The sequence below is a fragment of the Micromonospora sp. NPDC004704 genome (genome assembly GCF_053601675.1).
On the sequence record NZ_JBSGCD010000051.1, the window covers coordinates 1 to 13,576 of the forward strand.

At 69.6% G+C, this 13,576-nt stretch carries 17 protein-coding genes and 1 pseudogene; 9 read left to right on the forward strand and 9 right to left on the reverse strand.

Annotated features, from left to right (window positions below):
* On the reverse strand, positions 1–253 hold a 253-nt coding region (locus ACWEFB_RS35720), incomplete at its 3' end, for a molybdopterin-dependent oxidoreductase (protein ID WP_452292662.1).
* 222 nt (positions 254–475) lie between these two features.
* On the opposite strand from ACWEFB_RS35720, the gene ACWEFB_RS35725 reads away from it, so the two are divergent.
* Complete coding sequence (locus ACWEFB_RS35725) at positions 476–2,227, forward strand: pectate lyase family protein (protein ID WP_452292664.1); 1,752 nt, start codon at positions 476–478, stop codon at positions 2,225–2,227.
* 105 nt (positions 2,228–2,332) lie between these two features.
* On the opposite strand, the gene ACWEFB_RS35730 is transcribed toward ACWEFB_RS35725, so the two are convergent.
* On the reverse strand, positions 2,333–2,767 hold the full coding sequence (locus tag ACWEFB_RS35730) for a hypothetical protein (RefSeq protein WP_452292666.1): 435 nt from the start codon (positions 2,765–2,767) through the stop codon (positions 2,333–2,335).
* Positions 2,768–2,914: 147 nt separating this feature from the next.
* Here ACWEFB_RS35730 and ACWEFB_RS35735 point away from each other — a divergent pair, with 147 nt between their 5' ends.
* Positions 2,915–3,361 (forward strand): MarR family winged helix-turn-helix transcriptional regulator, encoded by a 447-nt coding sequence (locus ACWEFB_RS35735; protein WP_326557048.1) that lies wholly within the window; start codon positions 2,915–2,917, stop codon positions 3,359–3,361.
* Positions 3,358–4,767 (forward strand): MFS transporter, encoded by a 1,410-nt coding sequence (locus tag ACWEFB_RS35740; protein ID WP_452292668.1) that lies wholly within the window; start codon positions 3,358–3,360, stop codon positions 4,765–4,767. Before ACWEFB_RS35735 ends, ACWEFB_RS35740 begins: the two co-directional genes overlap by 4 nt.
* Before the next feature lie 26 nt (positions 4,768–4,793).
* Here the strand turns inward: ACWEFB_RS35740 and ACWEFB_RS35745 are convergent, their stop codons facing one another.
* Both ACWEFB_RS35745 and ACWEFB_RS35750 read right to left on the reverse strand, forming a co-directional pair.
* Positions 4,794–5,729 carry a hypothetical protein gene (locus tag ACWEFB_RS35745; protein ID WP_452292670.1) on the reverse strand — a complete coding sequence of 312 codons (936 nt, stop codon included), beginning with the start codon at positions 5,727–5,729 and terminating at the stop codon, positions 4,794–4,796.
* The gene (locus ACWEFB_RS35750) at positions 5,729–6,004 is read right to left on the reverse strand and encodes a hypothetical protein (protein WP_452292672.1); all 276 of its coding nucleotides are present in this window, start codon (positions 6,002–6,004) and stop codon (positions 5,729–5,731) included. The genes ACWEFB_RS35745 and ACWEFB_RS35750 overlap by 1 nt, the downstream gene beginning before the upstream one ends.
* 256 nt (positions 6,005–6,260) lie before the next feature.
* Between ACWEFB_RS35750 and ACWEFB_RS35755 the strand changes: the two genes are divergently transcribed.
* The 3 genes and pseudogenes from ACWEFB_RS35755 (at position 6,261) to ACWEFB_RS35765 (ending at position 7,495) form a co-directional block, all read left to right on the forward strand.
* Entirely contained in the window at positions 6,261–6,593 is a 333-nt protein-coding gene (locus ACWEFB_RS35755; RefSeq protein WP_452292674.1) for a nuclear transport factor 2 family protein, read from the forward strand.
* A pseudogene (locus tag ACWEFB_RS35760) lies at positions 6,590–6,868 on the forward strand (TrmH family RNA methyltransferase); the annotation flags it as partial. The gene ACWEFB_RS35755 and the pseudogene ACWEFB_RS35760, both read left to right, overlap by 4 nt.
* A 342-nt stretch (positions 6,869–7,210) precedes the next feature.
* Positions 7,211–7,495: a hypothetical protein gene (locus tag ACWEFB_RS35765; protein WP_452292676.1), complete on the forward strand. Its 285-nt coding sequence runs from the start codon at positions 7,211–7,213 to the stop codon at positions 7,493–7,495.
* Positions 7,496–7,501: 6 nt separating this feature from the next.
* Here the strand turns inward: ACWEFB_RS35765 and ACWEFB_RS35770 are convergent, their stop codons facing one another.
* Positions 7,502–8,896 carry a UDP-N-acetylmuramoyl-tripeptide--D-alanyl-D-alanine ligase gene (locus ACWEFB_RS35770; RefSeq protein WP_452292678.1) on the reverse strand — a complete coding sequence of 465 codons (1,395 nt, stop codon included), beginning with the start codon at positions 8,894–8,896 and terminating at the stop codon, positions 7,502–7,504.
* A 94-nt stretch (positions 8,897–8,990) separates the two neighbouring features.
* A complete protein-coding gene (locus tag ACWEFB_RS35775) occupies positions 8,991–9,248 on the reverse strand; it encodes a hypothetical protein (RefSeq protein ID WP_452292680.1) in 258 nt (85 codons plus the stop codon).
* Positions 9,249–9,566: 318 nt separating this feature from the next.
* Here ACWEFB_RS35775 and ACWEFB_RS35780 point away from each other — a divergent pair, with 318 nt between their 5' ends.
* Complete coding sequence (locus ACWEFB_RS35780) at positions 9,567–10,376, forward strand: TrmH family RNA methyltransferase (RefSeq protein ID WP_452292682.1); 810 nt, start codon at positions 9,567–9,569, stop codon at positions 10,374–10,376.
* Positions 10,377–10,434: 58 nt separating this feature from the next.
* Positions 10,435–11,178: a class I SAM-dependent methyltransferase gene (locus ACWEFB_RS35785; protein WP_452292684.1), complete on the forward strand. Its 744-nt coding sequence runs from the start codon at positions 10,435–10,437 to the stop codon at positions 11,176–11,178.
* 15 nt (positions 11,179–11,193) lie between these two features.
* On the opposite strand, the gene ACWEFB_RS35790 is transcribed toward ACWEFB_RS35785, so the two are convergent.
* Both ACWEFB_RS35790 and ACWEFB_RS35795 read right to left on the reverse strand, forming a co-directional pair.
* Positions 11,194–11,763: a Clp protease N-terminal domain-containing protein gene (locus ACWEFB_RS35790; protein WP_452292686.1), complete on the reverse strand. Its 570-nt coding sequence runs from the start codon at positions 11,761–11,763 to the stop codon at positions 11,194–11,196.
* A 2-nt stretch (positions 11,764–11,765) separates the two neighbouring features.
* The gene (locus ACWEFB_RS35795) at positions 11,766–11,993 is read right to left on the reverse strand and encodes a hypothetical protein (protein ID WP_326557055.1); all 228 of its coding nucleotides are present in this window, start codon (positions 11,991–11,993) and stop codon (positions 11,766–11,768) included.
* A 230-nt stretch (positions 11,994–12,223) separates the two neighbouring features.
* Here ACWEFB_RS35795 and ACWEFB_RS35800 point away from each other — a divergent pair, with 230 nt between their 5' ends.
* Entirely contained in the window at positions 12,224–12,877 is a 654-nt protein-coding gene (locus ACWEFB_RS35800) for a TOPRIM nucleotidyl transferase/hydrolase domain-containing protein (RefSeq protein WP_452292688.1), read from the forward strand.
* Between the two features lie 45 nt (positions 12,878–12,922).
* Here ACWEFB_RS35800 and ACWEFB_RS35805 read toward each other — a convergent pair whose 3' ends face one another.
* Positions 12,923–13,543, reverse strand: a complete 621-nt coding sequence (locus ACWEFB_RS35805) for a CGNR zinc finger domain-containing protein (protein WP_452292690.1) — start codon at positions 13,541–13,543, stop codon at positions 12,923–12,925.
* Positions 13,544–13,576 lie beyond the last annotated feature (33 nt).

Below are 13,576 nucleotides of genomic sequence, written 5' to 3' on the forward strand. Positions count from 1 at the left end.
ACTTCGACCACCGCGTCACACAGTGGATATCCACCATCGGCGACTCCTGCGGCAACGCCAACAACTCCGCCCACGACCACCGACGCTCCGCACCCGCCTCCGTCGTCACCGCGAACTCCCACGTATCCAACGACACCCTCGGCGTCGGACCCGCCGACAACACCGGAAAATCCTCGGTCAGATACTGCCCCGGCGGCAACGCCGGCTCCGACGACCGAGGCCGACCCTGAAAGCCCGGCGAGACGATACCCATCCGCTACTTTTATCACCTTTTTCCGGAACCGGATCTCGATCCCAACACTGATCATGGGCGGCCGGTCGGCGCACGGCCGACGCGGGCGCCGAGACATTGACGTGCTTGAGCGGCATCGTTACTATCCTGATCAGGAAAGCGCTTTCCTCCCTTCTCCGCCTACCGGCACTCCGCCCCCACACACCTGCGTACGGAGCCCGGTACCCCTCAGGGAGGTCCATCATGGGCGTACGCGTCCCCACGCGCCCGAAGTTACGTTCCACCTGGCCGCTCATAGCCGGCGCGGTCGCGGTGATCACCGCCGGTGCGGTGCTCTTCGCGCCGGTGGCCAGCGCCGCGACCGTCTTCAGCGCGGGATTCGAGGACGGCAGCATCGGCGGCTGGTCCAAGTCCGGCGGTACCTGGGCGGTGGTCGACGACGGCTCGCGGGTCGCCCGCCAGTCCAAGACCGACACGGAGAACGCCCGACTGTTCAACGCCTCCACCACGCTGACCGACTACACGGTCCAGGCCAGGGTCAAGCCGGTCAGCCTCGGCTCGAACGGCTACGTCGGCCTGCTGTCGCGGGCCGCCGGTGCCACCGTCTTCTACCGGCTGGCCCTGCTGCCCGGCCGGGTCGAGTTGCAGGCGGTCCAGGGAAGCTCGGTCGGTGTGCTCGGCAGTTCGTCGCGTGCCGTCTCGAACGGGACCTGGTACACGCTGTCGATCACCACCACCGGCTCGACCGTCACCGGGTCGATCGACGGGGCACAGTTCGCCTCGGGCGTAAGTTCCGTGTCGGCGGCCGGTCGGATCGGCCTGCAGACCTCGTACGCGTCCGCGTCCTTCGACGACGTCCTGGTCACCACCGGTGGCACCACTCCACCGACCACCCCGACCCCCACGCCCACCCGGCCGACCGCCACACCGACCGGTCCGGGCACGCCCACAATCACACCCACCACGCCGACTCCCACACCCACCACGACCCCGACAGCGCCGCCCACCGGCCCGCCGGGCAACGCGAACGGCCTGGTCGGCTTCGCCACCCTGAGCGGGTACGGGCGTACCGGGACGAACGGCGGGACCGGCGGTGCCACGGTGACGGTCGGCAACTACGCCCAGTTGGCGGCTGCCGTGGCCGACGACGTGCCGAGGATCGTACGGGTCTCCGGCACGATCACCGGTAGCGGTGACGCGATGCTCGATGTCGGCTCGAACAAGACCATCATCGGGATCGGGTCGACCGCCACGATCAGCGGTTTCGGGCTCGACGTCAACGGCTGGGGACCGGAGGAGGTGGCGTGGGGCGGTGACCTCTGCGACCCGGCGGAGAAGGACAGCTTCACCCGCGTACAGAACGTGATCATCCGGAATCTGTCCTTCCGGAACTCCGCCGACGACTCGGTGAACGTGCAGTGCTACTCGCACCACGTGTGGATCGACCACAATACCTTCTACCCGGCCAACGACGGCTCGGTGGACGTCAAGCGCGGGTCGGACCTCACCACCGTCTCCTACAACCGGTACGTCGGCACGGACAAGTCGATGCTGCTCGGGCACAGCGACAGCAACGGCGCCCAGGACACCGGCTACCTGCGTGTCACCTACCACCACAACTGGTTCGACGGATCCAACACCCGCCATCCGAGGGTGCGCTTCGGCTACGCCCATGTGTACGCCAACTACGTCAGCGTCGACGACTACTTCATCGGGCTCGGCGTCGAGGGCCGGATCTACGCCGAGAGCAACTACGTCGTCGGTGCGAAGACCATCACCCAGGACTTCGGCAACGCCCGGCTCACCTGGACCAGCAGCAACTTCTACGACCCGGCCACGATCACGCGGGCCAACGACAGCGGCAAGACGATCGAGGACTGGCTGCGCGCCGACGGCAGTGTCGCGCCGCCGCCGTACAGCTACTCGGCCGGATCCGCGTCCTCCAGCCCACCGTCGGCGGGCGCCGGGGTGAGCGGGGCGGACATCGTCCCGTAGCTCGATGTCGGCGGAATCGTCCTCGGCTGCGGCGACCGCACCGACAGCGGAAAGCGCAAGCCGTGCCCCCGGTCTCCCGACCGGGGGCACGGCTGTCCGGCCGGTTCACCGTCGCCGGCGGCGCATCCGGTGCCCACGGTGGACCACGTCGTCGAGGATCATGGTCAGGCCGGCCCCGAGCAGCCAGGAGTCCTTGGCGATCCCGGTGCCCTGTTCGGTCGGCCGGACGTCGTTCGGTCGGCGCAGACCGGGGGTCACCCAGTAGAGCCGCATCAGGCCGCCGCCGAGCCCGACCAGCCCCGCACCCACCAGCGCGGAGGGGATGACCGGCAGCAGGAGGGCGGTGCCGAGGGCGATCTCGGTGCCGGCGAGCAGTCGGGCGAAGGCGCCGGGATCGAACCGTTTGAGCGGGGGCACGGCACCGACCGCCATGCCGTGCAGGCCCTCGGCCGCCTGTCCTTCCAAGGTCCACTTGGAGATTCCGGAGTTCAGGATGTACGCGCCGAGAGCGACGCGCAGCGGGAGATGGGACAGGTTCATGGTCACCTCAACTGGGCCGATGCGGTAGGCGCGGCCTACCCGCCCGGACCTGTTTCATACCTGCGCTGCGTACTCGGGTGTCCGGTTCCTGGTGAGGGAAAGATCTCAGAAGGTTAACTTGCAAGGAAAACTTACTACCTTGGTCAGGTGACCACCACCGAGGCACCCGACCCCCTGTGGCTCGCCCAGGAGTTGCGGCTCAACATCGACCGGCTGCGGCGTACGGTGCGCAATCGTCGTACCCTCGACGGGATGCCGCGCCGGCACGAGTCCGTACTGAGCTGGCTGCGGCGCAAGGGGCCGCTCAGCACCGCCGAGCTGGCCCGGTGGGAGCAGATCCGGCCCCAGTCCATGGGCACCACGGTCGCGGAGCTGCTCGTCGGCGGCCTGGTGACGAAGAGCCCCGATCCCACCGACGGCCGGCGGGAACTCGTCTCCCTCACCGACGCCGGGGTACGGACCCTCGCCAGCATCGCCGAGCAACGCGACCGGGACCTCGCCGCGTTGATCGAGTCCCAGCTCACCGAGCCGGAGCGGCTGGTCGTCCTCGAATCACTCGTCCTGCTGGAACGGGTCGCGGGGCAGTCCGGGTGAACCTGCGCCAGGCGGGCTTCAGCCCCCGGTTCATCGCCCCGGTCCTGATCGGGCCGGTACTCAACCCGATCAACACCACCATGATCTCGGTGGCGTTGGTGCCGATCGCCCGTGACCTCGGCGTCACCTCGTCGGTGGTGATCTGGCTCGTCGCCGGCCTCTACCTGGCCAGCGCCATCGCCCAGCCCACCATGGGCAAGCTCGCCGACCTGTTCGGCCCCAGGAAGATCTACCTCATCGGTCTGGTGTTCGTCCTGGCCGGCGGGGTGCTGCCGATCCTCGACGCGCACTTCGCCGGGGTCGTGACCGCCCGGGTGCTGATCGGCATCGGGACCTCCGCGGCGTACCCGTCGGCCATGTCGCTCATCCGGGACCGGTCCGACCGGCTCGGGGTGGAAACCCCGCCGGCACTGCTCTCGGCGATCTCCATCGCGAGCCTGACCACCGGCGCGATCGGTCCGGTACTCGGCGGGGTGCTGATCGAGGTACTCGACTGGCGGGCGATCTTCCTGGTCAACGTGCCGCTGACGCTCCTGGCCATGGCCATGACCGTGTTCTGGCTGCCGTCGGACCGGACCCGTCCCACAGTGCCCCGGACCGGATCACCGCTGACCGCGATCGACCCGGTCGGCATCCTGCTCTTCGCCACCACCATCGCCGCCCTGCTCGTCTTCCTGCTCGACCTCGCCTCGGGGCACTGGTGGCTGTTCGCCGTCGCGGTCGTGTTCGCCGGGCTGCTCGCGTACTGGGAACTGCGCCGGCCGAAGCCGTTCCTCGACCTGCGGATGCTCGCCCGCAACGGGCCGTTGAGCCGGACCTACGCCCGGCTGTTCCTGGTCTATTTCTCCGCCTACTCGATGACGTACGGATTCAGCCAGTGGCTCCAGGGCTCCGCCGGGTTCGGCAGCGACGTCGCCGGGTTCCTGCAACTGCCCACCGCGATCCTCGCCGGTCTCGCCTCGCTCTCGATCGCCCGGTCCACCGCACTGCGCCGCCCGCTCGTCCTCGCCGGCCTGCTGCCGTGTCTGGGCGGGCTGCTCCTCGTCACCCTCACCTCGAACTCACCGGTCTGGCTGCTGCTTTTCGTCGCCGCGCTGTTCGGCGTACCCCAGGGGCTGGCCTCGGTGGCGAACCAGGCCGCGCTCTACCGGCAGGCGCCGTCGGACCAGTTCGGGGTCGCGTCCGGGCTGTCGCGTACCGCGATCTATCTCGGGGCGATCGTCTCCTCCGGGGTCATCGGTCTCACCTTCGGCGAGCGGCCGTCCGACGGCGGCATCCACGCCATCGGTTGGCTGATCATCACCGCGACCGGCGTCGCCGCCCTGCTCGCCCTGTTCGACCGCACCCTCGGCGCTCCCCGCGAATCGGAGGCCGGGGTACCGGTGGGCGCCGGTTCGTCCCGTTGACCGGCGGCCCGGCCGGGAGCCATCGACTACTCCACCGGCTGGCCGGCCATCACCGCCCGGCCGGTGGTTGTCACTCCCGACACCGCCCACGTGTTGTCGCGCCTGGTCTGTCCCGGTGCGGTGTGAATCGGCCCGTACGTGTGGTGCAGCCCGAAGGTGTTGCCGGTGAGCAGTACGTCGGTCGGGTCCGGCCCGTCCGGCGGGGCCGTGTCGAGCGTGTAGTTGCCGCCGTCGAGATAGGAGTCGATCAGGTGTACCCGCCGGATCTGGTCCGGGCTGCTCGACTGGTACGTCAGGATGAGCCCGCCGGACGCCCGTGAGTCGACCGAGGCCTGGGCGGTCGTCGGGTCCTCGCCGCTCTGCAGGCTGAAGCTGTTGATCGAGCAGCGGTCGATCAGCACCCCGCCTGCGCCGCCGTCGACCTGGAAGCAGTCGGAGTGGCTGCCCGGATGCCGCTGCACGTCACCGAACCAGCAGCGGGTGAAGGTGTGTGCGAAACCGTTCGCGGGTGCGGTGCCGGGCTTGAGGTAGACGTTGTCCGTCCCGCCGAGGAAGAGCGTGTCGGCCGCGTCGGTCTGGCCGTTGCCCCAGGACACCAGTCCCTTCGTGTTGGGGGACCGGGTGATGATCCGGCAGTTGCGCAGGGTCAGCTTCCGGGCCAGGTCCCGCTGGTGCTTGATGGTGTAGCCGGCGTTGCCCAGGTCGAGGTCACCGACGATCTGGCAGTTGTGCAGCGTCACGTCGTGGCGTACGTCGAGGAAGCCGGCGATGTCGAGGTTCTCGAACACCTGGCCGTCACGGGTGGTGACGACGGGGCCCGTGGCGACCAGTTGGCCGGTCGGGCCGATGTTGGTCCGGGTGATCTGTTGGCCGTGGGTGATCCCGATCTGGTATGGCACGGTGACCGGTGCGGAAAGTACACCCGATGCCCTGTTCCGTAGCCGTACGGTGACGCTGGCCATCAGGCGACGCTGGTGAGGACGAAGGTGGCGCCCGTACGGGCGACCTGGGTCCAGGTGCGCGCCTCCGAGTCGGTGGCGACCGCCTGCAACTCGTCCAGGACGACGGGCACCACGACCGGTACGGAACTGGCGCCGGAAGCCCCGCTCCGTACGGACAGGGTGATCTCGATCAGCTCCTCGTCGGCGTCGGTACCCACCACGGTAAGGATCATGGTTTCGCCCCGGGAGTAGGAACTCTTGTTCAGGGTGGCACTGGTGATGGTCGGAGCTGCCATGGTGATTCCCTTCGACGGCGGGGGCTTCGGTCGATTGACCCCGGCCACAGCCAACGCCCGGTGTGCGGTGGATCGGAAGCCGTCTGTACAGATCGCGACGTTCCATGTCCGTTTTGCGGCCGTGTCAGGCATGATGAGCTGCTAAAACGTGTGCGCGAGGGTGCCCGTCGGGTCGGCCCGCCCTCCCCTGAATCGCCGCTATAGTGTTGGGTATAGCGTGTGTGCGCCAGCGCAGCCGATGATGAGGAGAGAGCACATGTCCGTACCGGTTCCCCACGTCGTCACCGGGTACTTCGAGGCCACCGACGGCGACGACCCGGACGCGCTCGTGGCCTGTTTCACCGAGGACGCCGTCGTGGTCGACGAGGGCAGGACCTGGCGGGGTCTGGCCGAGATCCGCCAGTGGCGCGATGAGGTCGCCACCGCGTACGAGTACACCGTCGAGATCCTCGGCGCCGAGCCGGCCGGGGTGGACGAGTACCTGGTCACCGCCCGACTCGAAGGCAACTTCCCGGGCAACGTGGTCGACCTCGGGTTCCGGTTCGGCCTGCGCGACGACCTGATCGACCGGTTGAGGATCGCCCCCTGACCGGCGGTTCGCCGGTCACCCGGCCCGGCCGCGGTCGGGCACCGTCGCGGTCGGCCCGCCCGCACCCCGCCAGGAAACCGACCCATGGGTACGGCGAGAATCGGCGTGTGCCTGTCCACGAGATCACCAACCCCGACGACGAGCGGATCGCCGACTACCGGGCGCTCACCGATGTCGAGTTGCGCACCCGGTGGAAGCCGCCGCACGGGCTTTTCATCGCCGAAGGTGAACTGGTCCTGCGTCGGGCGCTGCGGGCCGGCTACCCGCCGCGCTCGAGCAAGAACACCGAGCGCCGAGGAGCTGCGCTCCCGCCGCCTGCCGGTGGTGACCGGTGCCAGAGGCCGGGTCACGTTGGCCAGCTCGTCAGCCGGTGCATCCCGTGCCGCAGCGAGGCCCTGGTGGGTGCCCGATGAGCCGCAGTGAGCGCGCCGAGAGCGCGGTGCTGATCCTGATCCTGCTCGTCGTGGGCGGGGGAGCCGGCTTCGCCAGCTTCAGCCACGTCCACCAATGGACCATGGACAACGTCCCCGCAGGCACCAGCGACCCTCACCGCCGGTCAGCTCTTCGGCGTCTTCCAGCCGTCCGGCCACGCCCGCGTGGCCGCCTTCGGCACTCAGATGGCCGAGATCCTGAATCAGAATGCCGACCTCGTCATGCTGCTCGACGTGCACGGCACCCTGCCGACCGCAGGCCCGACCGCCGACACCGCGCAGATCGCCGCCCACCTGGACGACGACCGCTACGCCCTGCCGCTGGGCGCCGGGCACGTCGCATACATCATCAATCAGGCCGCCAAGGTCGGTGACGTGGTGCTGACCATGGGCACCGGAGACGTCACCACCTACGGTGAGGTCATCATCGATCAGCTCGCCGCCCGAAAGGCGGCTGCGCAGTCGGCCTAGCCCCCACTAGGCCGCCGGCACGCCGCCGGGCTCCGTCAACTGGTGCGCGAGCGCCTGGAGCCCGGCGGCGTTTGCCGCTTTCACCAGCACGACATCTCCTGACCGGAGTCCCGCGCGCAGCTTCCCGAGCGCGGCCGACGCATCCGGCACCCGATCCACGACCGTGTTCCCGGTCGACGCGCCAGCCGCGTACTGGTCCGCGCCATCCCCGCCGATCGCCACCAGCCAGCCGGCCCCGATGCCCGCGACCCGTTCCCCGATCTCCCGGTGGGTCTGCGGGGCCTCGTCGCCCAGCTCGGCCATTTCGCCGAGCACCGCGACCGCGCGCCGGCCATCGCGGGCGGTCATGTCGGCCAGTGCCCGCAGTGCCGCTCGCATGGCGTCCGGGCTGGCGTTGTAGGCGTCGTTGATGACCGTGATCCCATCGGGCCGTACGGTCACCTGCATCCGCCCCGGCGACAGCGCCTCGGCCCGTGACAGCGCCTCCGCTACCGCGCCGACCCGATGGCCCAGCCCGACCGCCACCGTTGCCGCAGCGAGGGCGTTAGCTAGCTGGTGCGCCCCGTACAGCCGTAGCCGAACCTCGGCCCGGTCGCCGCCGAAGACGAGCTGGAACGTGGGGCGTCCGTCCTCATCTGAGGCCACGTCTTCGGCTCGCACGTCCGCCCCTGCATCCAAGCCGAAGGTCAAGACTCGGGCCTTGGTCCGGTCGGCCATGCCCAGCACTCGGGGATCGTCCGCGTTCAGAACCGCAAGCCCGTCCTCGGGCAGTGCTTCGATCAGCTCGCCCTTGGCAGTCACGATGTTGTCGACCGAACCGAACTCGCCCAGGTGCGCGGACCCGATCTTGGTCACCACGCCCACCCGAGGAGGCGCGATCTCGGTCAGGTACCGGACGTGCCCGATCCCTCGGGCGCCCATCTCCAACACGAGATGCCGGGTCTCGGCCGTCGCCCTGGTGACCGTGTACGGCAACCCCAGCTCGTTGTTGTTCGAGGCCCGGTTGGTGACGGTGTCCCCGAACGTCCCGAGCACCTGGCCCAGGATGTCCTTGGTGCTCGTCTTACCCACGCTGCCGGTCACCCCGACGACCACGGCGTTCAACCGGTCGATCACCCCTCGGGCGAGCCGGCCGTATGCCTCAACCACGTTCGAAACCACGACGGCCGGCACGCCCACGGGGCGCCCGGCAAGGACAGCGACAGCGCCCGCCTCTATCGCGCCGTTCACGAAGTGGTGGCCGTCCACGCGTGCACCGGGGAGCGCCACGAACATGCCGCCAGGCTCCACCTGTCGGGAGTCGTGCATCACGGGTGCCACAACAGCAACAAGGGCATCAGGGGCGTCGTGGATCGTCCCGCCGACGATGGCGGCGATCTCTTCGAGCGTGAGTGCGAGCACACCGAAAACGTACCCTCTCTGGCCACTTCGCGATGGACCGGAAGACGGAAGAAGGGCTCCTGGCGCGAAAGCCGGGAGCCCTTCCACTTGGGGTCTATCGCACCGGGCAGGCCCCGTTCGCGCAGTCCTCGTCCACGCCATCGGCAACGAGCACCGCGCTCTCCGCCAGGTAGCGGTCCCGGTTGATCCGCTCCATCGGCGCCTGCTCGCGCGAGCCGTCCACCATGGTCGTCGTCCCCTTGAGCTGCGGTAGCCAGCGTTTGATCGTCTCGGCTACCTCCTCCTGGTCCAGGCCGGGCCGGACGTTGACGGTGAACGAGACGGCGCTGTTGGCCCACTTCGTCTGGTACATCGACTGGAAGGTTAGGTGCATCATCGATGCTCAGCTCGTCGGCGGACTGGACCAGGGCGGCGGCCTCGTCGTAGCTGTAGCCCATCGCCTCGTTTCGATCGAGCAGGCTGTCCTTGGTCGGGAACGCCACGACCATGGTGTTGCCGGACTGATCGTAGATAGGTTCGGCCTGCGCGACGACCTGATAGACCGGTTGAGGATCGCCCCCTGACCGGCGGGTCGCCGGTCGCCCGGCCCGGCCGCGGTCGGTCACCGTCGCGGTCGGCCCGCCCGCACCCCGCCAGGAGACCGACCCATGGGTACGGCGAGAATCGGCGCGTGCCTGTCCACGAGATCACCAACCCCGACGACGAGCGAATCGCCGACTACCGGGCGCTGACCGATGTCGAGTTGCGCACCCGGTGGGAACCGCCGCACGGGCTTTTCATCGCCGAAGGTGAACTGGTCCTGCGCCGGGCGCTGCGGGCCGGCTACCCGCCGCGCTCGTTCCTGGTGGACGCGAAGCGGGTGGACCAGCTCGGGGATCTGGACACCGGGGACGCGCCGGTCTACGCCGCCACCCCGGACGTGCTGGAACGGGCGACCGGGTTCCACGTGCACCGGGGCGTACTCGCCTCGTTCCACCGGCGGGTGCTGCCGACCCCGGCCGAGGTCCTCGCCGCGGCCCGCCGGGTGGTGGTCCTGGAAGACGTCAACAACCACACCAACCTGGGTGCCATCTACCGGGGAGCGGCGGCCCTCGGGATCGACGCCGTGCTCCTGTCACCGACCTGTGCCGACCCGCTGTACCGGCGGAGCGTACGGGTCAGTATGGGCGAGGTCTTCGCGGTGCCGTACGCCAAGTTCGAGCGCTGGCCGGAGGGGCTGAACCAGGTACGGGAGGCGGGCTTCACCGTGCTCGCGATGACGCCGGCCGCGGACGCCGTACCGATGCAACGCCTCACCCCGGCACAGCGGGAGCGGGCGGCGCTGCTGCTGGGCGCGGAGGGTCCCGGCCTCACGGCGGCGGCCCAGGCCGCCAGCGACGTGAAGGTCTCCATCCCGATGCGCCGTGGCGTGGACTCGTTGAACGTGGCCGCTGCCGCCGCCGTCGCCTTCTGGGAGTTGGGCCGGGAAGACCCGCTGTAGCCCCGTTGGGTGGCAAAATGGTTGGACACCCGGTAGATCCGTCGCGATTGTTGGTGACATGCGCCAGGACGAGATCTGGGACGTCGAAGCCGCCGGTCGTTATGACACACCGGGCACCGGCATGTTCGCACCCGACGTCCTGGGGCCGACCGTGGACCGCCTGGCCGAGCTGGCCGGCGACGGAAAGGCGCTAGAGTTCGCCATCGGAACCGGGCGGGTGGCCGTACCGCTCGCGGAGCGGGGAGTGTCCGTCACCGGGATCGAACTGTCATCCCCGATGATCGAACAACTGCGGACGAAGGCGGACGAGGCGGCGATCCCGGTGATCGTCGGCGACATGGCGACCACCGTCGCCCCGGGGAGGTACACCCTCGTCTACCTGGTCTACAACACCATCTCCAACCTGCTCACCCAGGCCGAACAGGTCGCCTGTTTCCGCAACGCCGCCCGGCACCTCAGCCCCGGCGGCCGGTTCGTGATCGAGCTCTGGGTGCCCGAGCTGCGCAAACTCCCACCGGGTGCACCGGCGATGGTCTGGCATTCGGAGCCCGGCTACATCGGCCTGGACACGTACGACGTTCTGCGTCAGCAGGTGGTGTCGCACCACTTCACGTTCGACGACACCCGACAGGCGCGGCTGACCCGCTCGCCGCACCGCTACATCTGGCCGTCGGAACTCGACCTGATGGCCGAGCTGGCCGGGTTCGAGCTGGAGACCAGGCACGGGGACTGGGCCGGCGGCGAGTTCACCGACGAGTCGCGTTCCCACGTCTCGGTGTACCGCCTCCCGCCGCGTCCGTAGCACCCCGTCCCTTCGTTACGCCGCCTCGTACTGCGCGAGGAGTACGCGTCGCCTGGCGTCGTCGTACGTCACGCCGTGCTCGGTGAGCACCGTGGACATCGGCCCGGTCACACCGTGCTTCAACAGTGCCAGGAGCAGGTGACCGGAGTTGATCTCCCGGTGTCGCAGGACGACCGCCTCCCGGAGGCCCAGTTCGATCACCTTCTTGGCCTGCTGGTCGACGGGTACGCCGAAATGGCCTCGGCGGCGGGGCGGCTGGGGCTGGTCCGCCCCGTCCCACGCGTCCGGGCCGAACGCCTCCTCGACCAGGCGGAACACCTCCTCCGCGTCGACCCCGACGGCACGCAGGGCGGTGATCTCGGCGTCGGTCAGTCCGGCCCGGCCCGGTGGCACCGTGGCGGCGGCCCGCAGTACGGCCGCGGTGACGCCGTATTCGGCCAGGACGCGGGCTCCGAGGCTCTGCTCGTCGGTGGCGAGCCCGAGCAGCAGGTGCTCCGGTCCGGCCTTGGCCGCGCCGTCTTCGGCGGCGATCTCGACACCGCCGGTGATGACCCGGCGCGCGTTCCTGCTGAACCGTTCGAACATGGCTAACGCTCCTCGTCCCGCGTCCGATGTGCGTGCTTCTGGTGGACGGCCTGCCGGGTGACGCCGAGCGCGTCGGCGATCGCCTGCCAGGCCCAACCGTGCGTCCGGGCGTTGCGCACCTGGAGCGTCTCCAACTGCTCGACCAGCTTCCGGAGCGCGGCGACGGCCCGCAGGCCGGTGGCGGGGTCGGCGGCGCCGGCCGCCTTGGTGAGTCCCTGGTTGTCGTCCACGTTGTCAAGGTAGGTTGACGGGCCCCGCTCTGTCAACCTACCTTGACATCGGGTGGGAGGGTCGAGTGGTGAACCGCGACGACCCCGCCGACGTGGGAGGTGAGCGTGACGGGCGGCGCGGAGGTTCCTGGTCGCGGCCTTCGCCATCTGGGCGTGACAACGACGGCACAGGGCCACCCCGTCCACAATCCGGTTGCCGGTCCGGAGCGGCCGTTGCGACACTCTGATCCGTGCGGGAGTCGGAGCGTTTTCGAGCCGCCGTCACCACCTGGGCGGCCGGCGGTACGGACTCCGCAGCCGCCGCCACGACCGCCCGTGAGCTGGCCGGCGACGGCCTCGCGACGGTCGTACTCGTCGAAGGGGTCAGCGACCGGAGCGCGGTGGAGGCGCTGGCCGCCCGACGCAACCGCGACCTGGCCGCCGAGGGCATCTGCGTGCTGTCGATGGGTGGCGCGATGAGCGTCGGCCGGTTCCTGCGGATCTTCGCCGCGCTGGGGCTCGACATCGACGTACGCGGGCTCTGCGACGAGGCCGAGGAGGGCTACTACCGGCGCGGGCTGGAGCAGGCCGGCTACGGCACCGTCCTGGACCGATCCACTATGGAATCACTCGGCTTCTACGTCTGCGTCGCCGACCTGGAGGAGGAGCTGATCCGGGCGCTCGGCACCGAAGGCGTCGAACGTGTCTTCGAGGCCGAACACGATCTGGCCAGATTCCGGCTCTTCCAGAACCAGCCCGCGCAGCGCGAGCGGACGATCGAACGGCAACTGCGCCGCTTCATGGGCACGACCAGTGGTCGCAAGGCCCGCTATGGCAGGGCGCTCGTCAACGCCCTCGAACCGGATGACATCCCCCGGCCACTGGACCGTCTGCTCGCCGGCTAGCACTCCAGCTTGCGAGACCGCGGAGCCGGGGAGGAAGGGCTCTGCTCAGCCCGTCGAGCGGGTGCGTCGCGCGGCGACGTACCGGCGGATCTTCTCGGAGGTTCCACAGTCGTCCATGCTGCACCAGCGGCGACTGCGGTTCTTGCTCTCGTCGTTGAAGAGGAAGCGACAGCCTCCGCATCCCTTGATCCGGTCCAGTGCGCCCGTGGTGAGCAGCTGGACCGCCGCGTGCACCACCGGCCGCAGCGGCCGGGCAAGCGTCCGGTCGTCCCGCCAGGTCCATCCGTACGTGCTTCCTCGATCGAGCCGTGCGTGACCGAGCGCGTCCGCCTCGTCGTCTCGCAGCCGGGCGAGTACGGCCGTGCTCGGGCTTCGGCCGGCGGCCACCGCCCGGAACACCTCGTCGAGATCGTCGCGGCTGCGCAGTGATCGCGTGAGGGCGGCGTGAGCGCCACCGGGGTCGTCGTTGGACAGCCGGCGCAGCGTCTCCGTCTCCGGCTCGGTGAGCGCGCCCGCGTACGCGCCCCAGGCGACCAGTTCGGGGTAGCCGGTCAATACGTCGTCGTCCGGGGGCCCGACGGGCGGACCGGCACGGGTGTTGACGAAGTCCAGGGCGAGGTTGCCGCCGACCAGGCGCATCCGCGTAACGCCCGCAAGTGTTTCCATCGAAACCGACTTTACCAGTTGACCTGCATCGAA